Below are 21,356 nucleotides of genomic sequence, written 5' to 3' on the forward strand. Positions count from 1 at the left end.
TATATCTACTGTTGGACTTTAAAAAGCGATGAAGCGAGAGGTTACTGACACACCCGGCCGCTTTGCCATGGCGATGTGTTTGACAATTTTCGTGGAGAAGTCTATCAAACCAAAATAGACGTTATAAGAGGAGGTAAAATTATGGCAAAACAAAAAATTCGTATTCGTTTGAAAGCGTATGATCACCGTGTGATCGATCAATCAGCTGAGAAAATCGTAGAAACTGCAAAACGTTCAGGTGCAGAAGTATCAGGACCGATTCCATTACCAACGGAAAAAACAGTTTATACAATTATCCGTGCCGTTCACAAGTATAAAGATTCTCGTGAACAGTTTGAACAACGCACACACAAACGTTTAATCGACATTGTTAACCCAACACCGAAAACAGTTGATGCTCTTATGGGCTTAAACTTACCATCAGGTGTAGACATCGAAATCAAATTATAATTTAAAAAGTAGGAGGTGCGACTTTCGATGACCAAAGGAATCTTAGGAAGAAAAGTTGGAATGACACAAGTATTCGCTGAAAACGGTGAATTAATTCCAGTAACAGTAGTAGAAGCAGCACAAAACGTAGTATTACAAAAGAAAACTGAAGAAGTTGATGGTTACTCATCAATCCAAATCGGTTTTGAAGACAAACAAGCTTACAAAGCAACGCGTAAATCAAACAAATTTGCGACGAAACCAGCTGAAGGCCATGCTAAAAAAGCAGGCACAGCACCTAAGCGCTTCATTCGTGAGTTCAGAAACGTAGACGTTGATGCTTACGAAGTAGGTCAAGAAGTCACTGTGGACGCGTTCCAAGCTGGTGACATCGTTGACGTAACAGGAGTTTCTAAGGGTAAAGGTTTCCAAGGGGCTATTAAACGTCACGGTCAATCACGTGGACCAATGAGTCACGGTTCTCGTTACCACAGACGCCCAGGTTCAATGGGTATGGCATCTGACGCTTCTAAAGTATTTAAAGGTAAAGCGTTACCAGGCCGTATGGGTGGTAATACAGTTACTATGCAAAACTTAGAAATCGTTAAAGTAGACGCTGAAGCGAACGTTATCTTAGTAAAAGGTAATGTACCAGGACCTAAAAAAGGTTTAGTAAAAATCCAAACTTCAATTAAAAAAGGTAATAAATAAGTAACCACGAAAGGAGGAAACAAACATAATGGCAAATTATGATGTATTAAAAGTAGATGGAACAAAAGCTGGTTCAATCGAATTAAACGAAAGTGTATTCGGAATCGAACCTAATCAACATGTATTATTCGAAGCAATCAACTTACAAAGAGCTTCTATGCGTCAAGGTACGCACGCAGTTAAAAACCGTTCAGCAGTACGCGGTGGCGGACGTAAACCTTGGAAACAAAAAGGTACTGGTCGTGCACGTCAAGGTACTATCCGCGCTCCACAATGGCGTGGTGGTGGTATCGTATTCGGACCAACTCCAAGAAGTTACTCTTACAAAATGCCTAAAAAAATGCGTCGCTTAGCTTTACGCTCAGCACTATCAGCTAAAGTGAAAGAAAACGCATTTACAGTTTTAGAATCATTAACATTCGATGCTCCTAAAACAAAAGATTTCAAAAACATGACGACTACTTTAGAATTACCAAGAAAAGTATTATTCATCGTTGAAGCTGAAGATGTAAACGTAGCATTATCTGCACGTAACATCCCAGGCGTAACAGTTATTACTGCTACTGGCTTAAACGTATTAGATATCGTTCACGCTAACCAAGTAGTAATGACGAAAGGTGCAGTTGAAAAAGTAGAGGAGGTGCTTGGTTAATGGAAAATCGCGATATCATTAAGCGCCCCGTTATCACTGAACGTTCATCTGAACAAATGGCACAAGATAAATACACTTTTGATGTAGATACTCGTGCAAACAAAACTCAAATCAAAATTGCTATCGAAGATATCTTTGATGTAAAAGTTGATAAAGTTAACGTTATGAACTACAAAGCTAAGAAAAAACGTGTTGGCCGTCACAGCGGTTACACAAACAAAAGAAGAAAAGCGATCGTTACTTTAAAAGACGGTTCAATCGATTTCTTCAGCTAAAAACAAAACAAAAAATAAACATTTACCATTAAGGAGGTAAAACGACAATGGCAATTAAACATTATAAGCCAATAACAAACGGTCGTCGTAATATGACAGGTTCAGATTTCGCTGAAATTACGTCAACGTCACCTGAAAAGTCATTACTTGAGCCCCTTCCGAGAAAAGCGGGTCGTAATAACCAAGGTAAGTTAACAGTACGTCACAGAGGTGGCGGTCATAAACGTCAATACCGTGTAATTGATTTCAAACGTAACAAAGATGGTATCCCAGCGAAAGTGGCGACGATCGAATACGATCCAAACCGTTCAGCAAACATCGCTTTATTACATTACTTAGACGGAGAAAAACGCTACATTATCGCTCCTAAAGGTTTAACAGTTGGTACTCAAGTTGTTAACGGACCTGAAGCTGATATTAAAGTAGGTAACGCATTACCATTAGCAAACATCCCAGTAGGTACAGTAATTCACAACATCGAATTAAAACCTGGTAAGGGTGGCCAATTAGTACGTTCAGCTGGAGCTTCAGCTCAAGTACTTGGTAAAGAAGGTAAATACGTATTAGTTCGTTTAAAATCTGGTGAAGTTCGTATGATCTTATCTACTTGCCGTGCTACAATCGGTCAAGTTGGTAACGAGCAACACGAATTAATCAACATCGGTAAAGCGGGTCGTTCTAGATGGAAAGGTATCCGCCCAACAGTTCGTGGTTCTGTAATGAACCCTAACGATCACCCACACGGTGGTGGTGAAGGTCGTACTTCAATCGGTCGTCCATCTCCAATGTCACCATGGGGTAAACCAACGCTTGGTAAGAAAACTCGTAAGAAGAAAAACCGTTCTAACAAACTTATCGTTCGTGGACGTAAAAAATAATAATAACTTACTGATGTTAGCGGCATAGACCGCTAACGGCTAGTAAGACATGAGGGAGGCGCCATAATGGCTCGTAGTCTAAAAAAAGGACCTTTCATCGATGATCACTTAATGAAAAAAGTTGAAGCATTAGAGGAAGGCGGCAAAAAAACAGTAATTAAAACTTGGTCTCGTCGCTCTACAATTTTCCCGAATTTTATCGGACACACTATCGCAGTATACGATGGTCGTAAACATGTACCTGTATACGTAACTGAAGATATGGTTGGACATAAATTAGGTGAATTCGCACCAACTCGTACTTACAAAGGTCACGGTGCAGACGACAAGAAAACTAAACGCTAATTTCAGATAAGGAGGAATAACCATGGAAGCAAAAGCGGTTGCAAGAACAATCAGAATCGCACCTCGTAAAGTGAGATTAGTTTTAGATCTTATCAGAGGTAAAGAAGTAGCGGAAGCTATCGCTATTTTAAAATTAACAAACAAAGCATCATCACCAGTAGTTGAAAAGTTATTAATGTCAGCATTAGCTAACGCAGAACATAACTATGATATGAACATTGATACTTTAATCGTTAAAGAAGCTTATGCAAACGAAGGACCAACTTTAAAACGTTTCCGTCCACGTGCACAAGGTCGTGCAAGTGCGATCAACAAACGTACAAGCCACATCACAATCGTTGTTGGTGAAAAAGAAGTTAAATCTTCAAAAAAAGAAGTAACTACAGAAGAAGCTAAATAATTACAATCTCATTAAGGAGGGAATACAGTGGGTCAAAAAATTAATCCTATCGGACTTCGTGTCGGAATCATTCGTGACTGGGATGCGAAATGGTATGCAGAAAAAGATTTCGCTACTCTATTACATGAAGACTTAAAAGTTCGTAAATATATCGCAGAAAACTTAAAAGACGCTTCTGTTTCTCGTGTAGAAATCGAACGCGCAGCGAACCGTGTAAACATCGCTATCCACACTGGTAAACCTGGTATGGTTATCGGTAAAGGCGGTTCAGAAATCGAAAAATTACGTAACGCTTTAAACAGCTTAACTGGTAAACGCGTACACATCAACGTTATTGAAATCAAGAAAGTTGATATGGATGCTACATTAGTTGCGGAAAACATCGCACGTCAATTAGAAAACCGTGTATCTTTCCGTCGTGCTCAAAAACAAGCGATCCAACGTGCTATGAAGTTAGGTGCTAAAGGTATCAAAACTCAAGTATCAGGTCGTTTAGGCGGCGCAGATATCGCGCGTGCTGAACAATATTCAGAAGGAACTGTTCCACTTCATACATTACGTGCTGACATCGATTACGCACATGCAGAAGCAGACACTACTTACGGTAAATTAGGTGTTAAAGTATGGATCTATCGTGGTGAAGTTCTTCCTACAAAGAAGTCTAGTGAAGGAGGAAAATAATAATGTTATTACCTAAACGTGTAAAATACCGTCGTCAACATAGACCTAAAACAACTGGTCGTTCAAAAGGCGGAAACGAAGTAACATTTGGTGAATTTGGTTTACAAGCAACAACAGCTGCTTGGATTACATCTCGTCAAATTGAATCAGCTCGTATTGCAATGACTCGTTACATGAAACGTGGCGGGAAAGTTTGGATCAAAATCTTCCCTCACACACCTTACACTAAAAAGCCTTTAGAAGTACGTATGGGTTCTGGTAAAGGTGCAGTTGAAGGATGGGTAGCAGTAGTAAAACCTGGACGTATTATGTTCGAAATCGCGGGTGTATCAGAAGAAGTAGCTCGTGAAGCATTACGTTTAGCATCTCACAAACTTCCAGTGAAAACTAAGTTTGTAAAACGTGAAGAATTGGGTGGTGACACAAATGAAAGCTAAGGAAATTAGAGATTTAACCACTTCTGAAATTGAAACTAAAGTAAAATCGCTTAAAGAGGAACTTTTCAACCTACGCTTTCAGTTAGCTACAGGTCAACTTGAAAATACAGCACGTATTCGCGAAGTGAAAAAATCTATCGCGCGTATGAAAACTGTTGTACGTGAAAGAGAAATCGAGCAACAAAAAACTGAACAAAAATAATTTTTAAGGAATAGGAGGAACTCTTGTGAGCGAAAGAAACGACCGTAAAGTTTACACAGGTAAAGTTGTATCTGACAAAATGGATAAAACAATTACTGTATTAGTTGAAACTTACAAAACACATGCTTTATACGGCAAACGTGTAAAGTACTCTAAAAAATATAAAGCACATGATGAAAACAACACAGCGAAAATGGGCGACATCGTTAAGATTATGGAAACACGTCCTTTATCAGCTACAAAACGCTTCCGTTTAGTAGAAGTTGTTGAAGAATCAATTATCATTTAATAAGTAAATTAGATAAAGGAGGTAACTCGAATGATCCAACAAGAATCACGCTTAAAAGTAGCAGATAACTCTGGTGCTCGTGAAGTATTAACTATTAAAGTATTAGGCGGATCTGGTCGTAAAACAGCTAACATCGGTGATGTCATCGTATGTACAGTTAAAAATGCTACACCAGGTGGCGTTGTTAAAAAAGGTGACGTTGTTAAAGCTGTAATCGTTCGTACTAAATCTGGTGTACGTCGTAACGACGGTTCATACATCAAATTTGACGAAAACGCTTGTGTTATCATCCGTGATGACAAAGGACCTCGTGGAACACGTATCTTTGGACCGGTTGCACGTGAATTACGTGAAGGTAACTTCATGAAAATCGTATCATTAGCACCTGAAGTATTATAATAAAACACAAAATCAAGAGGAGGTGTCTACGACATGCATATTAAAAAAGGCGACAAAGTTATCGTTATCACAGGTAAAGATAAAGGTAAAACAGGAACTGTAATTGAAGCTCTTCCTAAAAAAGATCGCGTAGTTGTTGAAGGTGTAAACATCGTTAAGAAACACCAAAAACCAACTCAAATGAATCCTGAAGGCGGCATCGTTGAATTTGAAGCTGCAATTCACGTTTCAAATGTTATGTTAATTGACCCAAAAACAAACAAACCAACTCGTGTTGGCATTAAGATAGAAGATGGCAAGAAAGTACGTGTAGCTAAGAAATCTGGAGAAATCATTAAATAATTATCTGGAAGGAGGTTCTCACATTGACACAAACACGTTTAAAAGAAAAATTCATTAAAGAAATCTCACCTGAAATGATGAAGAAATTTAATTACGCATCAGTGATGGAAGTACCAAAAATCGAAAAAATCGTAGTAAACATGGGTATCGGTGACGCTGTTCAAAACTCTAAAGTCTTAGACTCAGCAGTTGAAGAATTACAAGCAATCACTGGTCAAAAACCAATGGTTACACGTGCTAAAAAATCAATCGCGACATTCCGTTTACGTGAAGGTATGCCTATCGGGGCTAAAGTTACTTTACGTGGAGAAAGAATGTACGAATTCTTTGATAAATTAGTAAACGTTTCATTACCTCGTGTACGTGACTTCCGTGGTATTTCAAACAAAGCGTTTGACGGTCGTGGTAACTACACATTAGGTGTAAAAGAACAATTAATTTTCCCTGAAATCGATTATGATAAAGTAAGTAAAACACGCGGAATGGATATCGTTATCGTAACAACTGCTAACACTGACGAGGAAGCTCGTGAATTGTTAACACAATTCGGTATGCCATTTCAAAAGTAATCTCTAATATAAAAGGAGGCTAAATTTAGTGGCTAAAAAATCAATGATCGCTAAACAACAGCGTAAACAAAAATTTAAAGTACAAGAATACACTCGTTGTGAACGTTGCGGACGTCCACATTCAGTATTACGCAAATTCAAACTTTGCCGTATTTGTTTCCGTGAATTAGCTTATAAAGGCCAGATTCCTGGCGTTAAAAAAGCAAGCTGGTAGAATTTAAACCTGAAAGGAGGATATTTTAAATGACTATGTCAGATCCAATCGCAGATATGCTAACTCGCGTACGTAACGCAAACATGGTACGTCACGAGAAATTAGAATTCCCTGCATCAAACATTAAAAAAGAAATCGCTGAAATCCTTAAACGTGAAGGATTCGTTAAAAGTGTTGAATATATTGAAGATGATAAACAAGGTGTTATCCGTATGTTCTTAAAATACGGTTCAAACAACGAACGTGTTATCACTGGTTTAAAACGTATCTCAAAACCTGGTTTACGTGTTTACGCTAAAGCTGATGAATTACCAAAAGTATTAAATGGCTTAGGTATCGCATTAGTTTCTACATCAGAAGGTGTTTTAACTGATAAAGAAGCGCGTCAACGTAACATTGGTGGAGAAGTATTAGCTTACATCTGGTAAGAATTATTAAAGAAGGAGGTGCCGACTTATGAGTCGTGTTGGTAAGAAGATTATTGAAATCCCAGCTGGGGTTGAAATCAAAATCGACGGTAATACTGTAACAGTTAAAGGACCTAAAGGTGAATTAACTAATACATTTAACGAAGAAATGACATATAAATTAGAAGACAATACTTTAGAAGTAGTTCGTCCATCTGATTCTAAAGCTCATAAAACAATCCACGGAACAACTCGTGCTTTAATCGCTAACATGGTTGAAGGAGTTTCTAAAGGATTCGAAAAGAACTTAGAATTAATCGGGGTTGGTTACCGTGCGCAAATGCAAGGTAAAAACTTAATCTTAAACGTTGGATACTCTCACCCAATTGAAATCGTAGCTGAAGAAGGAATCACTTTATCAGTAGAGAAAAATACGAAAGTAAAAGTTGAAGGTATTAACAAAGAACGTGTTGGAGCTATTGCTTCAAATATCCGTGCTACTCGTCCTCCAGAGCCTTACAAAGGTAAAGGTGTACGTTACGAAGGCGAATATGTTCGTCGTAAAGAAGGTAAAACTGGTAAGTAATCTCTAAAATAAGAAAGGAGAATATTCATGATCACTAAAATCGATAAGAACAAAGTGCGTATGAAAAGACATGCTCGTGTACGTAGCAGATTAGCTGGTACTACTGAGCGTCCTCGTTTAAACGTATATCGTTCAAACAAACACATTTACGCACAAGTGATTGATGACGTTAAAGGTATCACTTTAGCGCAAGCATCAACACAAGATAAAGGTTTAGGTTTAGAAACTACTTCTAATGTTGAAGCTGCAGCTAAAGTTGGTGAAGCAGTTGCTAAATTAGCAGTTGAAAAAGGCGTTAAAGCTGTTGTATTCGACCGCGGAGGATATTTATTCCACGGACGTGTTAAAGCATTAGCTGATGCAGCACGCGAAAACGGTTTAGAATTTTAATAAAAGGAGGATCTCTTAATGCGTCGTGAAAAAGAAGTTAAAGAATTTGAAGAACGCGTAGTTACCATCAACCGTGTATCTAAAGTTGTTAAGGGTGGACGTCGTATGCGTTTCACTGCTTTAGTAGTTGTTGGAGATAAAAATGGTCGCGTTGGTTTCGGTACTGGTAAAGCACAAGAAGTTCCAGAAGCGATTAAAAAAGCAATCGAAGATGCTAAGAAAAACTTAATCACTGTTCCTCGTGTTAAAGGTACTACACCTCACGAAGTTACAGGTAGATTCGGAGCAGGAAGCGTATTAATCAAACCTGCAGCACCTGGTACAGGAGTTATCGCTGGTGGTCCAGTTCGTGCCGTGTTAGAATTAGCTGGTATCACTGATATCTTAAGTAAATCATTAGGTTCAAACACACCAATTAACATGGTTCGTGCCACTGTTCAAGGTTTAAAAGAACTTAAAGTTGCTGAAGATGTTGCTAAATTACGTGGTAAATCAGTCGAAGAATTATACAATTAAGGAGGGCATAAACAATGGCTAAAATTAAAATTACCCTCACTCGTAGTATTATCGGTCGTCCTGAAACACAACGTAAAACTGTTAAAGCTTTAGGGCTTAACAAAATGCATCAAACAGTTGAAGTTGATGACAACCCTGCGATTCGTGGGCAAATTAACAAAGTAAGTCACTTAGTGACAGTAACAGAAGCATAATATTTTTAAGAATAAGGAGGTGCCGAAATGAAATTACATGAAATGAAACCAGTTGAAGGCGCTCGTAAAGAACGCAACCGTGTAGGTCGTGGTATGGCTTCAGGTAATGGTAAAACAAGTGGACGTGGACACAAAGGTCAAAAAGCACGTTCAGGTGGTGGAGTACGTTTAGGCTTTGAAGGTGGACAATTACCTTTATTCCGTCGTTTACCAAAACGTGGATTTACTAATATCAACCGCAAAGACTATGCGATTGTTAACTTAGATCAATTAAATCGCTTTGAAGATGGTACTGAAGTAACACCAGCTTTATTAATCGAAGCAGGCGTAGTATCTAACGAGAAATCAGGTATTAAAATTCTTGGTAATGGTGAATTAACAGTAAAGTTAACAGTAAAAGCTCATAAATTTTCAGCTTCAGCGAAAGAAGCAATTGAAGGTAAGGGCGGAACAACTGAGGTGATCTAATGTTTGATACGCTTATAAGTTTCTTTAAAGTAAAAGAAATACGTAGCAAAATCATCTTTACACTCGCAATGTTAATTATCTTTAAAATCGGGACTTATATACCAGTTCCAGGTGTAAATCCAGCAGCATTCGAAAGTCAGACCAATAAAGGTATTACTGACTTAATGAATACTTTCGGTGGAGGCGCACTTAAAAATTTCTCTATTCTTGCAATGGGGATTATGCCATACATTACAGCTTCAATCGTAGTTCAATTACTTCAGATGGATGTTGTACCGAAGTTTACAGAATGGTCTAAACAAGGTGAAGTGGGTCGTAAAAAGCTAGCGCAATTTACGAGATACTTCACAATTGTATTAGCTTTCATTCAAGGATTTGGGATGAGCTTTAGTTTCAACAATATGTTAGGTGGTCAATTGATCACAAATACTAGTGTATGGAACTTTATCTTAATCGCAATCGTATTAACAGCGGGTACTGCATTTTTATTGTGGCTAGGTGAACAGATTACACAATACGGTGTTGGTAATGGTATTTCTATTATCATCTTCGGTGGTATTCTTTCTTCTATTCCGCCAGCGTTAATTCAGTTTTACCAACAATCATTTGTTGGTGCGAACGATACAACAATGGCAGTGTTAGAAGCGATTGGTATTTTTGTTGGTATGGTATTACTGACAGCATTTGCAGTATTCGTACTTCAAGCTGTTCGTAAAATTCCAATTCAATATGCAAAACGTACAACAAGTAACCGTTTAGCACCGCAAGCAACATTTTTACCATTAAAGGTTAATGCTGCTGGGGTTATTCCAGTTATCTTTGCAATGGCGTTTTTCATGCTTCCGAAGACATTACAAATGATCTTCCCGAAAGCAGATTGGGCGAAATCTTTAGCAACTCATTCTGATCCGGCACAGCCAATCGGGATGTTAGTTTATGTAATTTTAATTATTGCATTTGCTTACTTTTATGCATTTGTTCAAGTTAATCCTGAGCAAATGGCTGACAATTTAAGAAAACAGGGTAGTTATGTTCCGGGTATTCGACCTGGTAAAAACACTCAAAACTATATTACAAAAGTTCTTTATCGTTTAACTTTTGTTGGTTCTTTATTCTTAGCAGGTATTGCCGTGCTACCATTAGTTGTATCGGATTTCTTAAACTTACCACAATCACTTCGTATTGGTGGTACAAGTTTATTAATCGTTATCGGGGTAGCATTGGAAACAATTGCACAGTTAAAGGCTCAACTTGGTCAACGTGAATATAAAGGTTTTAAAAGACGTTAATGTCTGGAGGGCATTTTATGAATATCATTTTAATGGGCTTACCTGGTGCAGGTAAGGGTACTCAAGCGAGTGAAATTATTAAGAAATACCCAATTCCTCATATTTCTACTGGAGACATGTTCCGTGCAGCTATCAAAAATAACACTGAGCTTGGTCAAAAAGCAAAGTCATTTATGGATAACGGCGAACTAGTTCCGGATGAAGTTACAATTGGTATCGTTCGTGAAAGATTGTTAGAAGAAGATGCTAAACGCGGATTTTTATTAGATGGTTTCCCAAGAACAGTTGAACAAGCTGTTGCTTTAAACGAAATGTTAGCTGCTGTAGATCGTAAGATTGAAGGTGTCATTAACATTGATGTTCAAGAAGAAGAATTGATGAACCGTTTAACGGGGCGTCGTATTTGTGAAACTTGTGGGACAACATATCATTTAGTGTTCAATCCACCAAAAGTTGAAGGTATTTGTGATATTGATGGTGGAAAGTTATATCAACGTGCAGATGATAATCCTGAAACAGTTCGTACACGTTTAGACGTAAACATTAAACAAACGAAACCATTAATTGATTTCTATACGAAACAAGGCGTGCTTTTCAATGTTGATGGTTCGAAAGATATTAAGGATGTTACAACTGAAGTTGAGAATGTATTAAATCAGCTTTAATCGTTTACCGAGATTCACCTCTAGGTGAGTTGCTTAAGTGGATGTGATCAGTTGAATCAAGTTAGTATTGGTCAAATTGTCACGAGTAATCGTGGCAAAGATAAAGGGTTACCTGGAGTCATTATTGCTATTATCGATCATCGATTTGTACTCGTTGCAGACGGAGATAAACGGACTTATGAATTTCCAAAGAAAAAGAACCTGTCGCATTTAATACTAAGTGATGTACACTCACCTGAAATTAAATCGAGTATTTCTGAAGCAGGTTTTGTAACAGACGCTAAATTACGTTACGTTTTGCAAAAATATACCGCTCGAATTTCGGAATCTTGATAAAAAGGGGGAATTTGAAAATGGCTAAACAAGATGTAATTGAATTAGAAGGTACTGTATTAGACACTTTACCAAATGCAATGTTTAAAGTAGAATTAGAAAATGGTCATGAGATCTTAGCGCATGTTAGCGGTAAAATTCGTATGAACTACATCCGTATTCTACCTGGCGACAAAGTAACAGTTGAAATGAGTCCATATGATTTAACGCGTGGACGCATTACGTATCGTTATAAATAATAAGAACTCCAATATTAAATTAGGAGGTAAGAAACATGAAAGTTAGACCATCAGTAAAACCCATTTGTGAAAAATGTAAAGTTATTCGCAGAAAAGGTAAAGTAATGGTAATTTGTGAAAATCCAAAACACAAACAAAAACAAGGATAAGAAAACAGGAGGTGCAATAATAATGGCACGTATCGCAGGTGTAGACGTACCACGTGAGAAACGCGTAGTTATCGCTTTAACTTACGTATATGGTATTGGAAGAACAACAGCTCAAAAAATCTTAGCAGCTGCTAATGTTAATGAAAGTACGCGTGTACGCGATTTAACAGAAGATGAATTAAACAGAATCCGTGAACAAGTTGATGGATACAAAGTTGAAGGTGACCTTCGTCGTGAAGTAAACTTAAACATCAAACGTTTAATGGAAATCGCATCATACAGAGGTATTCGTCACCGTCGTGGTTTACCAACACGTGGACAAAATACTAAGAACAATGCACGTACTCGTAAAGGTCCAGTTAAGACCGTTGCTAACAAGAAGAAATAATAAGTAAAGGAGTGAGCTAAATGGCACGTAAACAAGTATCACGTAAGCGTAGAGTTAAAAAGAATATTGAGTCTGGTGTTGCACACATCCGTTCAACATTCAACAATACAATCGTAACAATTACTGATGAATTCGGTAATGCTTTATCATGGTCATCTGCTGGTGCGTTAGGTTTCAGAGGTTCTCGTAAATCTACACCATTCGCAGCTCAAATGGCATCAGAAACTGCATCTAAAGCAGCGATGGAACATGGTTTAAAAACTGTAGAAGTTACTGTAAAAGGACCTGGTCAAGGTCGTGAAGCAGCTATCCGTGCGTTACAATCTGCTGGTTTAGAAATTACAGCGATCAAAGACGTTACACCAGTACCACATAACGGTTGTCGTCCACCGAAACGTCGTCGCGTATAATTTTCAATTAGTATCAAAGACACTTATAATAGTATATGGAACTAAAATAAAATTATTCGACGTTGTTGAAGGAGGATTATTACATGATTGAAATCGAAAAACCTAGAATTGAGACAGTTGAAATCAGTGAAGATTCTAAATTCGGTAAATTCGTAGTTGAACCGTTAGAACGTGGTTATGGTACAACATTAGGAAACTCCTTACGTCGTATCCTATTATCTTCATTACCAGGTGCGGCTGTTAAGAATATTGAAATCGAAGGTGTCTTACACGAATTCTCAAGTGTTGAGAATGTAGTTGAAGACGTGACAACAATGATCATGAACATCAAGAAACTTGCGCTTAAAATCTACTCAGATGAAGATAAGACGCTTGAAATTGATGTAAAAGATGAAGGTGTTGTTACTGCTAAAGACATTATGCATGACAGCGATGTTGAAATTTTAAATCCAGATTTAAAAATTGCAACAGTATCTAAAGGTGGACACTTAAATATGCGTTTGGTTGCAAATTCAGGACGCGGTTACACTTTAGCTGAAGATAATAACACAAGTGATTTACCAATTGGTGTAATTCCAGTTGATTCAATCTACACACCAGTTGAGCGCGTGAACTACACAGTAGAAAACACACGTGTTGGTCAAAGTACAAACTTTGATAAATTAACTTTAGATGTTTGGACTGACGGATCATTAACACCACAAGAAGCAATTTCTTTAGGTGCGAAGATTATGACAGAACACTTAAATATCTTCGTTGACTTAACTGATGAAGCACAAAATGCTGAAATCATGATTGAAAAAGAAGAAGATCACAAAGAAAAAGTACTTGAAATGTCGATTGAAGAACTTGATTTATCAGTTCGTTCTTATAACTGTCTGAAACGTGCAGGTATTAATTCTGTTCAGGAATTAGCCGACAAATCAGAAGCTGATATGATGAAAGTTCGTAACTTAGGACGCAAGTCTTTAGAAGAAGTGAAATTTAAATTAGAAGACTTAGGTCTTGGATTAAGAAAAGAAGACTAGTTAAAGGAGGTTACGATTCATGGGTTACAGAAAATTAGGTCGTACATCAGATCAACGTAAAGCTATGTTACGCGATTTAGCAACTTCTTTAATCGTTAACGAGCGAATCGAAACGACTGAAGCACGCGCGAAAGAATTACGTAAAATCGTAGAAAAATTAATTACTTTAGGTAAACGTGGAGACTTACATGCTCGCCGTCAAGCAGCAGAAGTTTTACGTCGTGTTGAAATCTTAAACGAAGATGAAACTACACAATTCGCAATTCAAAAATTATTCTCTGACATTGCTCCGCGTTACACAGAGCGTCAAGGTGGATACACTAGAATTATGAAAGTTGGACCACGTCGTGGAGACGGTTCAGAAATGGTTATCATCGAATTAGTATAATTATCATATTTATATAGGGATCACTTATCTTACACATACACACACATAAGCAAATGAGTGCAACGATAATGTTTGCCACACACAGATATTGTCTAGCTCAGAGTACTTCGCCATAATAGAATAACGTTTTGCGTGACCTCTAGGCGGAGTGCGCGCTTTTTTCATTATTAAATCCGGTATACCGGGTTTTTTATTTATATACAGACATTTTGTTTTGTGTTAATGATTTATGGTATAAGTAATTAACAGAGAATGAAATTTTTTTGTTTGTGTGAGTGAGCCATAAACAACACTTGCAGTTCACTCACCATAACTAATCAGCGAAAGGTGATTGTATGAAACCGATTATTGAAGTAAACAATCTTACATTTGCATATAACGAACAATCGTTAGCTGCAATCAATAACCTTTCGTTGACAATCAACAAAGGTGAATGGATATCAATTGTTGGGCACAACGGTTCAGGTAAATCAACATTGCTTAAACTAATCGCTGCGATAGAACCTTTGCAACAAGGCAACATCACAATTGATGGTACGCCTTTAGATGATTCATCAAGTTACTCAATCCATAAAAAACTAGGTATCGTATTCCAAAATCCTGATAATCAGTTTGTAGGTGCAACAGTTGAAGATGATATCGCATTTGGACTGGAGAATCATGGGGTACCACACGATGAGATGCACGAGAGAGTAGATAATGCTTTACAAGCAGTTGAAATGTCACATATGAAACGTCATGAACCACATCATTTGTCAGGTGGACAAAAACAACGCGTGGCTATTGCAAGTGTAATTGCATTGCAACCGAAGATAATCATTTTGGATGAGGCAACATCGATGCTGGATCCTGAAGGTCGTATTGAAATCATTAAGATTATTCAACGATTACAACAATCGAATAATCTTACTGTTATCCATATCACACATCATTTAGAAGAAACACTTCACAGTGATCGTATATTTGTAATGAATAAAGGTGAACTCGTTATGGCAGATATTCCACAAGTGATATACAAACATGCTGATGCATTAATTGATATGGGTCTGGATTTACCATTTGAAATGAAGGTCAACAAAGCTATATTCAACGAAACTGAATATATCACGACAGAGGAGTTGCTTAAGAAACTATGAAGATACAATTAAACAATGTGGGCTTTCATTATTCTAAAGACACTCCATTTGAAGTGCACGCATTAGAAGATATCAACATGGCATTTGAAGAGGACAAATTCTATGCGATTATTGGCCATACAGGTTCAGGCAAGTCTACTGTTATTCAGCATCTGAACGCATTGTTGAAGCCCACTGAAGGAACGATTGATATTGGTGGGCAAATTATTAACAATAAGACAAAGAATAAACATTTAAAGCCCATTCGAAAAAAAGTAGGTATGGTCTTTCAGTTTGCCGAACAGCAATTATTTGAAGAAACAGTGCTAAAAGATATAATATTTGGCCCGATGAATTATGGAATACCTCAGGAAGAGGCAGAGCAACGCGCACGTGGCCTTTGTAATTTGTTTGGTATGGATGAATCAATATTAAATAAAAGTCCGTTTGAGCTCTCTGGAGGGCAAATGAGACGTGTTGCAATTATGGGCGTACTGGCAATGGAACCCGATGTGTTAATTCTTGATGAACCAACAGCAGGACTCGATCCTCGTGGACAGCAAGACATGATGGCATTCTTTCATCAGCTCCAAAAGGATTTACATATTACTGTCGTATTAGTAACACATCAAATGAATCAGGCAGCACAAGCTGATTATTTATATGTGATGCATCACGGGAAAGTTGTAGATCAAGGGAAACCACAAGAAATATTCAGCAAAGATTTAACGCATTATGACATTCAATTGCCAGAAATCACACAACTTCAAAGACAATTTGAGCAACAATATAATACGAAACTGCCTCAAACAGCATTAACAATAGAACAATTTAAGCTAATGTATCAGGAATGGAGGTCACGCCATGCTTGATAAAATGATTCTAGGACGATATGTACCAATCAATTCATTTGTTCATTCACTTGATCCCAGAGCAAAGTTACTGTTTGTTTTTGTGATGACGATACTTGTATTTTTTATGGACAACTGGTACGGATACCTATTTGGATTCCTACTTGTGTTGATTATTACTAAATTATCAAACTTAAGATTTATGTTCGTCTTTAACGGTATTAAACCGATACTTTTTCTAATTATTTTCACATTTTTAATGCACGTCTTTTTAACGAAAGGCGGAAGAACTCTGTTTGATTGGGGCATCATCAATATTCAAATGGGTGGTGTACTCATGGGGATAATGATTTCATTTAGATTTATTATTATTATCTTCTTATCAACTGTCATGACACTGACAACTAGCCCAATTGCATTAACTGATGCGATTGAATATATATTAAAACCATTCAAGAAAATAAAATTACCTGTACATGAATTAGCTTTAATGATGTCAATTGCACTACGTTTTATTCCAACTTTGATGGATGAAACGCAAAAAGTAATGAAAGCACAAATATCTCGCGGGAGTGACATATCTAGCGGTAGTGCAGTACAACGGATAAAAGCGATTGGTCCATTGCTTATACCTTTATTTGTTTCCGCGTTTAAACGTGCTGACGATTTAGCGATAGCAATGGAAGTGAGAGGCTATAGAGGTGACATAGGGCGCACAAAATATCGTAAACTTGCATGGCAAAGAAAAGATACATTAACATTATTATCTTTAATACCAATCAGCATGATCATTATCTTTTTAAGGAGCATCACATAAATGGAACGCATTTTGCTACAAATTTCATATAACGGAACAGGTTTTCAAGGATTTCAGATTCAAAATGAAGGCCGCACAGTACAATATGAACTAGAACGCGTATTAAAACGAATGCATAAAACGTTTGTCAGAATTCATCCTTCATCAAGAACGGATAAAGGCGTCCATGCGCTAATGCAGTACGTTCACTTTGATACACCGTTGATATTACCAACGAACAAATGGCAGCATGCCTTTAATTCAGCGTTACCTGATGATATCTATGTTAATCAAGTGACGAAGATTAATGAAGATTTTCATTCCCGCTATGACTGTGTAGGAAAAGCATATCGCTATAAAGTGTATAAAGCACCTCATAGAGACGTGTTGAAACGCGGTATTGAAACACATATTACTGAAACATTAGATACGAAGAAGATGAACGAAGCCGCACAGTATTTCTTAGGCACACATGACTTTACTTCCTTTTGTTCGGCTAAGACAGAAATAGAGAATAAAGAACGTACAATCTATCATTTTGATGTAACTGAAACTGAGACAGGTTATGAATTCTATGTTATCGGCAGTGGCTTTTTATATAATATGGTGCGTATTATGGTGCACTTCCTAATGGACGTTGGACGAGGTAAACGAGATGGCTCTGAAATACCAGATATTATTGCAGCAAGTGATAGAACGAAAGCAGGAAAGACTGCACCAGCTGAAGGGTTATATTTAGAAAAGATTTATCTATCTCCGGAAGAGTTGAAACAAGATATACCTGAAGGCACAGTGATTACACTGAAACCAACACGCAAGGATTTAAAACGACAACAATAAATACGTTATAACGGATTAAGATGAAAATAAATAAAAAGAATTCTCTAATACCGATTGACAAACACCCTTGAAATGTTATAAGATAGACAACGGTATTGTTTAATATCAACCACGACAATAAGCCCCGGAAACTTATTGTGTTACAGATATATAAGCAGGATTTAGAGGGAATTTTTTTTATTTTAGGAGGAAAATATAATGCGTCAAACATTCATGGCAAACGAAGCAAACATTGACCGCAAGTGGTACGTAATTGATGCTGAAGGTAAGACTATGGGTCGCCTTTCATCAGAAGTTGCATCAATCTTACGCGGTAAACATAAACCAACATTCACACCACACGTAGATTGTGGAGATCACGTTATCTTAATTAACGCTGAAAAAATCTACTTATCAGGTAACAAAGCAGAAGACAAAATTTACTACCGTCACTCATTACATCCAGGTGGTATTAAATCAATCTCAGCTGGTGAATTACGTGAGAAAAACCCAGTGCGTTTAATGGAAACATCTATCAAAGGTATGTTACCAAAAGGTTCTTTAGGGGACAAAATGTTCAAAAAATTACACGTTTATGCTGGAGCAGAGCATCCACATGCAGCACAACAACCTGAAAACTACGAGTTACGTGGTTAATTAAGAGGAGGACAATACATTGGCACAAGTTGAATATAAAGGCACAGGCCGTCGTAAACATTCAGTAGCACGTGTTCGTTTAATTCCTGGTGAAGGAAACATCACAATCAACAACCGTGACGTACGTGACTACTTACCATTCGAATCATTAATTTTAGACTTAAACCAACCGTTCGATATTACTGAAACTAAAGGTAACTATGACGTTTTAGTAAACGTTAAAGGTGGCGGTTTAACTGGACAAGCACAAGCAATCCGTCATGGTATTTCTCGTGCATTATTAGAAGCGGATCCTGAGTACCGTGGTTCATTAAAACGCGCGGGCATGTTAACACGTGACCCACGTATGAAAGAACGTAAAAAACCAGGTCTTAAAGGCGCTCGTCGTTCACCACAGTTCTCAAAACGTTAATTGCCAAAGCTGTTGCGAACTTGTTCGCTTACAGATTTGGTACGCAAATTACATCAGCTATTTGTGTTCAACTAAATATACGTTTTCAGTACTCTTTGAATTATTCCAAAGAGTACTTTTTTGTATTTTTATAAAGTTATTTTGATACACTTTAGTTACCATTTGAAGAACTATTTTATTTGAAAACTGACTAGATTCAATTTAATAAAACTATTAAATGTACCTATTTCCCTTTAGCATTTATACTTACTAATTAAGAGTAAAAATAGTATAATTTAAATAAATGAAATGGGGGATATCATGATAACTAATAATGAAGATTTATTAACAGTATTAGATGATTTATTTGAACATAACAGAAAACAAAATGAATTTTGGGATCAATTATATTCAGATAAAACAAAAGATATTCCAATTTTTACACATAAACCAGACGAGACACTAGTAGAATTAATAAATAATAATAAGAATATAATTTCTGCGCTTGATATTGGAAGTGGTAACGGAAGAAATGCGATATATCTTGCTAAGAACGATATTAAGACTAGTGTTCTAGATTTTTCACTAGAAGCACTAGATTGGGTCAGTCAAAATGCGAAAAATAACGAAGTGATAATCGATATTAATAAAGCAGATGTTACAAAAGACTCTCTAGATAAAAAATTTGATTTGATATATGATTCAGGTTGTTTTCATCATTTAACACCACATCGAAGAACTAGTTATAAAAATTTTATTTTGTCACATTTAAATAAAGATGGAATTTTTGGTCTCGTGACTTTCTATGCTGGTGGAAAAATGGGAGGATACGAAGGTAGCGATAAATCTTGTTATGAAAATTATACTCTATATGGTGGATTAGGATATACAGAAGAAAAGATTAATAATATATTTTATGAATTTGAGGTTATAGGTCAAAGAAGAATGAAGAAAGAATCAGACAAAACTTTCGGACATGAAGATTTATTATTCACAATTATGAAAAGGATAAACTAAGTATTAATGAACTTAATATATGATACTGTTGGATTTGTGTCCGTTTTCTTGACACAAATCCAGTTTCACCATTTTCACGATACTTACTTAACCATTTTGAAAGTGTTTGAATAGGAATATCAAGGTCTCTTGAGACCTCAGTAGCTTTTCTACCTGATTCAACTAGTTGTATTGCTTCCATCTTAAAGTTATGATCATATCTTCTCTTAGTCATGACAGACACTCCCGTAAATTGATATTATTTTTATTATAACTTATTTATTATCAATTCACTGTGTCCGTTAATTAGTCTAGCATCACACTATAAAGAAGCACTAAAAAAGAAAGTTGAGAAAAAGTATATAGATACCATAATAAACTTAGATATTGAAAATGAGATTTTTAATAATAAAGAGAAAACAATACTCTTATTCTCCAAAAAACTAACTTTAATCACGGAACATTCTATTTCAGATGAAGATTATTTGAATATGAGAAAATACTTATCAGAAAAAGAGTATATTGATTTTATATTACTAATTAATCAAGTCAATACATGGAACCGAATTTCGATAGTTTCAGGTAATATAGGAAACGAAATAGATGATAGATGAATCAAGTCTGTATTGGTTATTTCCGATTTTATTCATGACACATGAAATGGAAGAGATTATATTTTTACCTTGATTCGTGGAACGGTTAAAATGGAATAATAGTAATAAAGTAATTGAAAAGATACCATTAATTACTAGTTTTTAGTTTACTATTATCGTTATCGAACAATTGATCCTCATTATACTCTTATCATTTTATTGTTATATGAATAATAATATCTCATTATACATTGCATTAATCATAGTTTATATAGTTCATATTATATACAGACCATTGTAATCAAGAAGATTATACCAGGATTTTATATGGGGACATTAAGTTCGATTGTATTAGCGTATTTATTAATAAAGATTGAGGTAGATTTAAAAGAATTAGTAGGTTATATACTTATAATATTACTTATAGCAATCTTCAATCTATTAATTATGCATAAAATTATTTCTAATAAATTTAAATATTAAAACCACCGGCCAACAGTTTATTTAGTTACCCTTTAGTTACCCCTGAGTGATATTTGATGCAATTCTACGCAATCGAAAAAATTAGAACTCCTTTAATATCAAGGCTTTCGACAGTCTATATAACTGTACGAAATCCTAAAGTTTTTTGAACGTAAAAAACTAGGTCTTAAAGGCGCTCGTCGTTCACCACAGTTCTCAAAACGTTAATCTATCAACAATTAAAAGCACTTTCCAATCATGTTGGAGGGTGCTTTTTTATGTTTATTGATAGATTTAGTTATCCCTAGAGGAAATATTTTGTTTGAATACTGCTTAAATTTCAATTATATGCAATTGTATGACACTATATAAAATGACCTGTTTTTTCTAGACTGATAAGGTA

Annotated in this window: 39 protein-coding genes; 38 read left to right on the forward strand and 1 reads right to left on the reverse strand. The window is 36.4% G+C overall.

Going from position 1 to position 21,356, the window contains the following annotated elements; all coding sequences use genetic code 11:
• Nucleotides 1-141 precede the first annotated feature (141 nt).
• The 37 genes from rpsJ to OCL94_RS04810 all read left to right on the forward strand — a co-directional run bounded on the left by rpsJ (nt 142) and on the right by OCL94_RS04810 (nt 19,919).
• Nucleotides 142-450: a 30S ribosomal protein S10 gene (gene rpsJ / locus OCL94_RS04630; RefSeq protein ID WP_096077503.1), complete on the forward strand. Its 309-nt coding sequence runs from the start codon at nt 142-144 to the stop codon at nt 448-450.
• A 27-nt stretch (nt 451-477) separates the two neighbouring features.
• Nucleotides 478-1,140 carry a 50S ribosomal protein L3 gene (gene rplC / locus OCL94_RS04635; RefSeq protein ID WP_233682058.1) on the forward strand — a complete coding sequence of 221 codons (663 nt, stop codon included), beginning with the start codon at nt 478-480 and terminating at the stop codon, nt 1,138-1,140.
• Between the two features lie 28 nt (nt 1,141-1,168).
• Complete coding sequence (rplD, locus tag OCL94_RS04640) at nt 1,169-1,792, forward strand: 50S ribosomal protein L4 (RefSeq protein WP_133423691.1); 624 nt, start codon at nt 1,169-1,171, stop codon at nt 1,790-1,792.
• The gene (gene rplW / locus OCL94_RS04645) at nt 1,792-2,067 is read left to right on the forward strand and encodes a 50S ribosomal protein L23 (protein WP_096077500.1); all 276 of its coding nucleotides are present in this window, start codon (nt 1,792-1,794) and stop codon (nt 2,065-2,067) included. Before rplD ends, rplW begins: the two co-directional genes overlap by 1 nt.
• Before the next feature lie 47 nt (nt 2,068-2,114).
• Nucleotides 2,115-2,945, forward strand: coding sequence for a 50S ribosomal protein L2 (gene rplB / locus OCL94_RS04650; protein WP_262995060.1), 831 nt, complete (start codon nt 2,115-2,117; stop codon nt 2,943-2,945).
• Between the two features lie 66 nt (nt 2,946-3,011).
• Nucleotides 3,012-3,290, forward strand: a complete 279-nt coding sequence (rpsS, locus tag OCL94_RS04655) for a 30S ribosomal protein S19 (RefSeq protein WP_012656110.1) — start codon at nt 3,012-3,014, stop codon at nt 3,288-3,290.
• Nucleotides 3,291-3,312: 22 nt separating this feature from the next.
• Entirely contained in the window at nt 3,313-3,690 is a 378-nt protein-coding gene (gene rplV, locus OCL94_RS04660) for a 50S ribosomal protein L22 (protein WP_262995064.1), read from the forward strand.
• A gap of 27 nt (nt 3,691-3,717) precedes the next feature.
• A complete protein-coding gene (gene rpsC / locus OCL94_RS04665) occupies nt 3,718-4,371 on the forward strand; it encodes a 30S ribosomal protein S3 (RefSeq protein ID WP_096077496.1) in 654 nt (217 codons plus the stop codon).
• 2 nt (nt 4,372-4,373) lie between these two features.
• Nucleotides 4,374-4,808 carry a 50S ribosomal protein L16 gene (gene rplP / locus OCL94_RS04670; RefSeq protein ID WP_233682053.1) on the forward strand — a complete coding sequence of 145 codons (435 nt, stop codon included), beginning with the start codon at nt 4,374-4,376 and terminating at the stop codon, nt 4,806-4,808.
• A complete protein-coding gene (rpmC, locus tag OCL94_RS04675) occupies nt 4,798-5,010 on the forward strand; it encodes a 50S ribosomal protein L29 (protein ID WP_041635771.1) in 213 nt (70 codons plus the stop codon). The genes rplP and rpmC overlap by 11 nt, the downstream gene beginning before the upstream one ends.
• Nucleotides 5,011-5,035: 25 nt before the next feature.
• On the forward strand, nt 5,036-5,299 hold the full coding sequence (gene rpsQ / locus OCL94_RS04680; RefSeq protein WP_262995067.1) for a 30S ribosomal protein S17: 264 nt from the start codon (nt 5,036-5,038) through the stop codon (nt 5,297-5,299).
• Nucleotides 5,300-5,329: 30 nt separating this feature from the next.
• Complete coding sequence (rplN, locus tag OCL94_RS04685) at nt 5,330-5,698, forward strand: 50S ribosomal protein L14 (protein WP_086041702.1); 369 nt, start codon at nt 5,330-5,332, stop codon at nt 5,696-5,698.
• 33 nt (nt 5,699-5,731) lie between these two features.
• Nucleotides 5,732-6,040 (forward strand): 50S ribosomal protein L24, encoded by a 309-nt coding sequence (rplX, locus tag OCL94_RS04690; RefSeq protein WP_262995068.1) that lies wholly within the window; start codon nt 5,732-5,734, stop codon nt 6,038-6,040.
• Nucleotides 6,041-6,063: 23 nt separating this feature from the next.
• Nucleotides 6,064-6,609 carry a 50S ribosomal protein L5 gene (rplE, locus tag OCL94_RS04695; protein WP_096077493.1) on the forward strand — a complete coding sequence of 182 codons (546 nt, stop codon included), beginning with the start codon at nt 6,064-6,066 and terminating at the stop codon, nt 6,607-6,609.
• A 28-nt stretch (nt 6,610-6,637) separates the two neighbouring features.
• A complete protein-coding gene (gene rpsN, locus OCL94_RS04700; protein WP_036787751.1) occupies nt 6,638-6,823 on the forward strand; it encodes a 30S ribosomal protein S14 in 186 nt (61 codons plus the stop codon).
• Between the two features lie 29 nt (nt 6,824-6,852).
• Nucleotides 6,853-7,251 carry a 30S ribosomal protein S8 gene (gene rpsH, locus OCL94_RS04705; RefSeq protein ID WP_262995071.1) on the forward strand — a complete coding sequence of 133 codons (399 nt, stop codon included), beginning with the start codon at nt 6,853-6,855 and terminating at the stop codon, nt 7,249-7,251.
• 28 nt (nt 7,252-7,279) lie between these two features.
• The gene (gene rplF / locus OCL94_RS04710; protein WP_262995073.1) at nt 7,280-7,816 is read left to right on the forward strand and encodes a 50S ribosomal protein L6; all 537 of its coding nucleotides are present in this window, start codon (nt 7,280-7,282) and stop codon (nt 7,814-7,816) included.
• A gap of 27 nt (nt 7,817-7,843) precedes the next feature.
• Nucleotides 7,844-8,206 (forward strand): 50S ribosomal protein L18, encoded by a 363-nt coding sequence (gene rplR / locus OCL94_RS04715; RefSeq protein ID WP_262995075.1) that lies wholly within the window; start codon nt 7,844-7,846, stop codon nt 8,204-8,206.
• An 18-nt stretch (nt 8,207-8,224) separates the two neighbouring features.
• On the forward strand, nt 8,225-8,722 hold the full coding sequence (gene rpsE / locus OCL94_RS04720; RefSeq protein ID WP_099578979.1) for a 30S ribosomal protein S5: 498 nt from the start codon (nt 8,225-8,227) through the stop codon (nt 8,720-8,722).
• A 14-nt stretch (nt 8,723-8,736) separates the two neighbouring features.
• Nucleotides 8,737-8,916 carry a 50S ribosomal protein L30 gene (gene rpmD, locus OCL94_RS04725; RefSeq protein WP_099578977.1) on the forward strand — a complete coding sequence of 60 codons (180 nt, stop codon included), beginning with the start codon at nt 8,737-8,739 and terminating at the stop codon, nt 8,914-8,916.
• A 27-nt stretch (nt 8,917-8,943) separates the two neighbouring features.
• Nucleotides 8,944-9,384 carry a 50S ribosomal protein L15 gene (rplO, locus tag OCL94_RS04730; protein WP_262995080.1) on the forward strand — a complete coding sequence of 147 codons (441 nt, stop codon included), beginning with the start codon at nt 8,944-8,946 and terminating at the stop codon, nt 9,382-9,384.
• The gene (gene secY, locus OCL94_RS04735; RefSeq protein ID WP_262995082.1) at nt 9,384-10,673 is read left to right on the forward strand and encodes a preprotein translocase subunit SecY; all 1,290 of its coding nucleotides are present in this window, start codon (nt 9,384-9,386) and stop codon (nt 10,671-10,673) included. The genes rplO and secY overlap by 1 nt, the downstream gene beginning before the upstream one ends.
• 17 nt (nt 10,674-10,690) lie before the next feature.
• A complete protein-coding gene (locus OCL94_RS04740; protein WP_262995084.1) occupies nt 10,691-11,338 on the forward strand; it encodes an adenylate kinase in 648 nt (215 codons plus the stop codon).
• Nucleotides 11,339-11,389: 51 nt separating this feature from the next.
• Entirely contained in the window at nt 11,390-11,671 is a 282-nt protein-coding gene (locus OCL94_RS04745) for a KOW domain-containing RNA-binding protein (RefSeq protein WP_262995086.1), read from the forward strand.
• A gap of 20 nt (nt 11,672-11,691) precedes the next feature.
• Entirely contained in the window at nt 11,692-11,910 is a 219-nt protein-coding gene (gene infA / locus OCL94_RS04750) for a translation initiation factor IF-1 (RefSeq protein ID WP_001118443.1), read from the forward strand.
• A 35-nt stretch (nt 11,911-11,945) separates the two neighbouring features.
• Complete coding sequence (gene rpmJ, locus OCL94_RS04755) at nt 11,946-12,059, forward strand: 50S ribosomal protein L36 (protein WP_003156543.1); 114 nt, start codon at nt 11,946-11,948, stop codon at nt 12,057-12,059.
• A gap of 22 nt (nt 12,060-12,081) precedes the next feature.
• Nucleotides 12,082-12,447, forward strand: a complete 366-nt coding sequence (gene rpsM, locus OCL94_RS04760; protein WP_233682045.1) for a 30S ribosomal protein S13 — start codon at nt 12,082-12,084, stop codon at nt 12,445-12,447.
• 20 nt (nt 12,448-12,467) lie between these two features.
• Nucleotides 12,468-12,857 (forward strand): 30S ribosomal protein S11, encoded by a 390-nt coding sequence (rpsK, locus tag OCL94_RS04765; RefSeq protein ID WP_096077483.1) that lies wholly within the window; start codon nt 12,468-12,470, stop codon nt 12,855-12,857.
• An 83-nt stretch (nt 12,858-12,940) separates the two neighbouring features.
• The gene (locus tag OCL94_RS04770; RefSeq protein WP_262995094.1) at nt 12,941-13,885 is read left to right on the forward strand and encodes a DNA-directed RNA polymerase subunit alpha; all 945 of its coding nucleotides are present in this window, start codon (nt 12,941-12,943) and stop codon (nt 13,883-13,885) included.
• Nucleotides 13,886-13,904: 19 nt separating this feature from the next.
• Nucleotides 13,905-14,273: a 50S ribosomal protein L17 gene (gene rplQ, locus OCL94_RS04775; protein ID WP_096077481.1), complete on the forward strand. Its 369-nt coding sequence runs from the start codon at nt 13,905-13,907 to the stop codon at nt 14,271-14,273.
• A gap of 335 nt (nt 14,274-14,608) precedes the next feature.
• Nucleotides 14,609-15,409: an energy-coupling factor transporter ATPase gene (locus OCL94_RS04780; RefSeq protein ID WP_262995096.1), complete on the forward strand. Its 801-nt coding sequence runs from the start codon at nt 14,609-14,611 to the stop codon at nt 15,407-15,409.
• Nucleotides 15,406-16,260 carry an energy-coupling factor transporter ATPase gene (locus OCL94_RS04785; RefSeq protein WP_262995098.1) on the forward strand — a complete coding sequence of 285 codons (855 nt, stop codon included), beginning with the start codon at nt 15,406-15,408 and terminating at the stop codon, nt 16,258-16,260. Before OCL94_RS04780 ends, OCL94_RS04785 begins: the two co-directional genes overlap by 4 nt.
• Nucleotides 16,253-17,056, forward strand: coding sequence for an energy-coupling factor transporter transmembrane component T family protein (locus tag OCL94_RS04790; RefSeq protein WP_262995100.1), 804 nt, complete (start codon nt 16,253-16,255; stop codon nt 17,054-17,056). The genes OCL94_RS04785 and OCL94_RS04790 overlap by 8 nt, the downstream gene beginning before the upstream one ends.
• Nucleotides 17,057-17,875 (forward strand): tRNA pseudouridine(38-40) synthase TruA, encoded by an 819-nt coding sequence (gene truA, locus OCL94_RS04795; protein ID WP_262995102.1) that lies wholly within the window; start codon nt 17,057-17,059, stop codon nt 17,873-17,875.
• Between the two features lie 198 nt (nt 17,876-18,073).
• Complete coding sequence (gene rplM, locus OCL94_RS04800; protein WP_096077476.1) at nt 18,074-18,511, forward strand: 50S ribosomal protein L13; 438 nt, start codon at nt 18,074-18,076, stop codon at nt 18,509-18,511.
• A 19-nt stretch (nt 18,512-18,530) separates the two neighbouring features.
• Nucleotides 18,531-18,923, forward strand: a complete 393-nt coding sequence (gene rpsI, locus OCL94_RS04805; protein ID WP_096077475.1) for a 30S ribosomal protein S9 — start codon at nt 18,531-18,533, stop codon at nt 18,921-18,923.
• Nucleotides 18,924-19,223: 300 nt separating this feature from the next.
• Nucleotides 19,224-19,919, forward strand: coding sequence for a class I SAM-dependent methyltransferase (locus OCL94_RS04810; RefSeq protein WP_262995104.1), 696 nt, complete (start codon nt 19,224-19,226; stop codon nt 19,917-19,919).
• On the opposite strand, the gene OCL94_RS04815 is transcribed toward OCL94_RS04810, so the two are convergent.
• The gene (locus tag OCL94_RS04815; protein ID WP_262995106.1) at nt 19,900-20,133 is read right to left on the reverse strand and encodes a transposase; all 234 of its coding nucleotides are present in this window, start codon (nt 20,131-20,133) and stop codon (nt 19,900-19,902) included. The two genes, OCL94_RS04810 and OCL94_RS04815, sit on opposite strands and share 20 nt — an antisense overlap.
• 973 nt (nt 20,134-21,106) lie before the next feature.
• Here OCL94_RS04815 and rpsI (OCL94_RS13285) point away from each other — a divergent pair.
• Entirely contained in the window at nt 21,107-21,181 is a 75-nt protein-coding gene (gene rpsI, locus OCL94_RS13285; protein ID WP_411268477.1) for a 30S ribosomal protein S9, read from the forward strand.
• Nucleotides 21,182-21,356: the final 175 nt, after the last annotated feature.

This window comes from Macrococcus capreoli (genome assembly GCF_025628935.1).
GTDB lineage: Bacteria > Bacillota > Bacilli > Staphylococcales > Staphylococcaceae > Macrococcoides > Macrococcoides capreoli.

What these genes read in the sequence shown, in the direction of transcription:
- secY (WP_262995082.1), top strand. Translation starts at nt 9,384, where the DNA reads ATGTTTGATACGCTTATAAGTTTCTTTAAAGTAAAAGAAATACGTAGC.
- rplM (WP_096077476.1), top strand. Translation starts at nt 18,074, where the DNA reads ATGCGTCAAACATTCATGGCAAACGAAGCAAACATTGACCGCAAGTGG.
- rpsM (WP_233682045.1), top strand. Translation starts at nt 12,082, where the DNA reads ATGGCACGTATCGCAGGTGTAGACGTACCACGTGAGAAACGCGTAGTT.
- rplO (WP_262995080.1), top strand. Translation starts at nt 8,944, where the DNA reads ATGAAATTACATGAAATGAAACCAGTTGAAGGCGCTCGTAAAGAACGC.
- rpsJ (WP_096077503.1), top strand. Translation starts at nt 142, where the DNA reads ATGGCAAAACAAAAAATTCGTATTCGTTTGAAAGCGTATGATCACCGT.
- OCL94_RS04770 (WP_262995094.1), top strand. Translation starts at nt 12,941, where the DNA reads ATGATTGAAATCGAAAAACCTAGAATTGAGACAGTTGAAATCAGTGAA.
- rplX (WP_262995068.1), top strand. Translation starts at nt 5,732, where the DNA reads ATGCATATTAAAAAAGGCGACAAAGTTATCGTTATCACAGGTAAAGAT.
- infA (WP_001118443.1), top strand. Translation starts at nt 11,692, where the DNA reads ATGGCTAAACAAGATGTAATTGAATTAGAAGGTACTGTATTAGACACT.
- rplC (WP_233682058.1), top strand. Translation starts at nt 478, where the DNA reads ATGACCAAAGGAATCTTAGGAAGAAAAGTTGGAATGACACAAGTATTC.
- rplD (WP_133423691.1), top strand. Translation starts at nt 1,169, where the DNA reads ATGGCAAATTATGATGTATTAAAAGTAGATGGAACAAAAGCTGGTTCA.
- OCL94_RS04815 (WP_262995106.1), bottom strand. Translation starts at nt 20,133, where the DNA reads ATGACTAAGAGAAGATATGATCATAACTTTAAGATGGAAGCAATACAA.
- truA (WP_262995102.1), top strand. Translation starts at nt 17,057, where the DNA reads ATGGAACGCATTTTGCTACAAATTTCATATAACGGAACAGGTTTTCAA.
- rplN (WP_086041702.1), top strand. Translation starts at nt 5,330, where the DNA reads ATGATCCAACAAGAATCACGCTTAAAAGTAGCAGATAACTCTGGTGCT.
- rpsK (WP_096077483.1), top strand. Translation starts at nt 12,468, where the DNA reads ATGGCACGTAAACAAGTATCACGTAAGCGTAGAGTTAAAAAGAATATT.
- OCL94_RS04790 (WP_262995100.1), top strand. Translation starts at nt 16,253, where the DNA reads ATGCTTGATAAAATGATTCTAGGACGATATGTACCAATCAATTCATTT.
- rplR (WP_262995075.1), top strand. Translation starts at nt 7,844, where the DNA reads ATGATCACTAAAATCGATAAGAACAAAGTGCGTATGAAAAGACATGCT.
- rplB (WP_262995060.1), top strand. Translation starts at nt 2,115, where the DNA reads ATGGCAATTAAACATTATAAGCCAATAACAAACGGTCGTCGTAATATG.
- rpsS (WP_012656110.1), top strand. Translation starts at nt 3,012, where the DNA reads ATGGCTCGTAGTCTAAAAAAAGGACCTTTCATCGATGATCACTTAATG.
- rpmD (WP_099578977.1), top strand. Translation starts at nt 8,737, where the DNA reads ATGGCTAAAATTAAAATTACCCTCACTCGTAGTATTATCGGTCGTCCT.
- rpmC (WP_041635771.1), top strand. Translation starts at nt 4,798, where the DNA reads ATGAAAGCTAAGGAAATTAGAGATTTAACCACTTCTGAAATTGAAACT.
- rplQ (WP_096077481.1), top strand. Translation starts at nt 13,905, where the DNA reads ATGGGTTACAGAAAATTAGGTCGTACATCAGATCAACGTAAAGCTATG.
- rplV (WP_262995064.1), top strand. Translation starts at nt 3,313, where the DNA reads ATGGAAGCAAAAGCGGTTGCAAGAACAATCAGAATCGCACCTCGTAAA.
- OCL94_RS04810 (WP_262995104.1), top strand. Translation starts at nt 19,224, where the DNA reads ATGATAACTAATAATGAAGATTTATTAACAGTATTAGATGATTTATTT.
- OCL94_RS04780 (WP_262995096.1), top strand. Translation starts at nt 14,609, where the DNA reads ATGAAACCGATTATTGAAGTAAACAATCTTACATTTGCATATAACGAA.
- OCL94_RS04785 (WP_262995098.1), top strand. Translation starts at nt 15,406, where the DNA reads ATGAAGATACAATTAAACAATGTGGGCTTTCATTATTCTAAAGACACT.
- rplW (WP_096077500.1), top strand. Translation starts at nt 1,792, where the DNA reads ATGGAAAATCGCGATATCATTAAGCGCCCCGTTATCACTGAACGTTCA.
- rpsE (WP_099578979.1), top strand. Translation starts at nt 8,225, where the DNA reads ATGCGTCGTGAAAAAGAAGTTAAAGAATTTGAAGAACGCGTAGTTACC.
- rpmJ (WP_003156543.1), top strand. Translation starts at nt 11,946, where the DNA reads ATGAAAGTTAGACCATCAGTAAAACCCATTTGTGAAAAATGTAAAGTT.
- rplF (WP_262995073.1), top strand. Translation starts at nt 7,280, where the DNA reads ATGAGTCGTGTTGGTAAGAAGATTATTGAAATCCCAGCTGGGGTTGAA.
- rpsH (WP_262995071.1), top strand. Translation starts at nt 6,853, where the DNA reads ATGACTATGTCAGATCCAATCGCAGATATGCTAACTCGCGTACGTAAC.
- OCL94_RS04740 (WP_262995084.1), top strand. Translation starts at nt 10,691, where the DNA reads ATGAATATCATTTTAATGGGCTTACCTGGTGCAGGTAAGGGTACTCAA.
- rplP (WP_233682053.1), top strand. Translation starts at nt 4,374, where the DNA reads ATGTTATTACCTAAACGTGTAAAATACCGTCGTCAACATAGACCTAAA.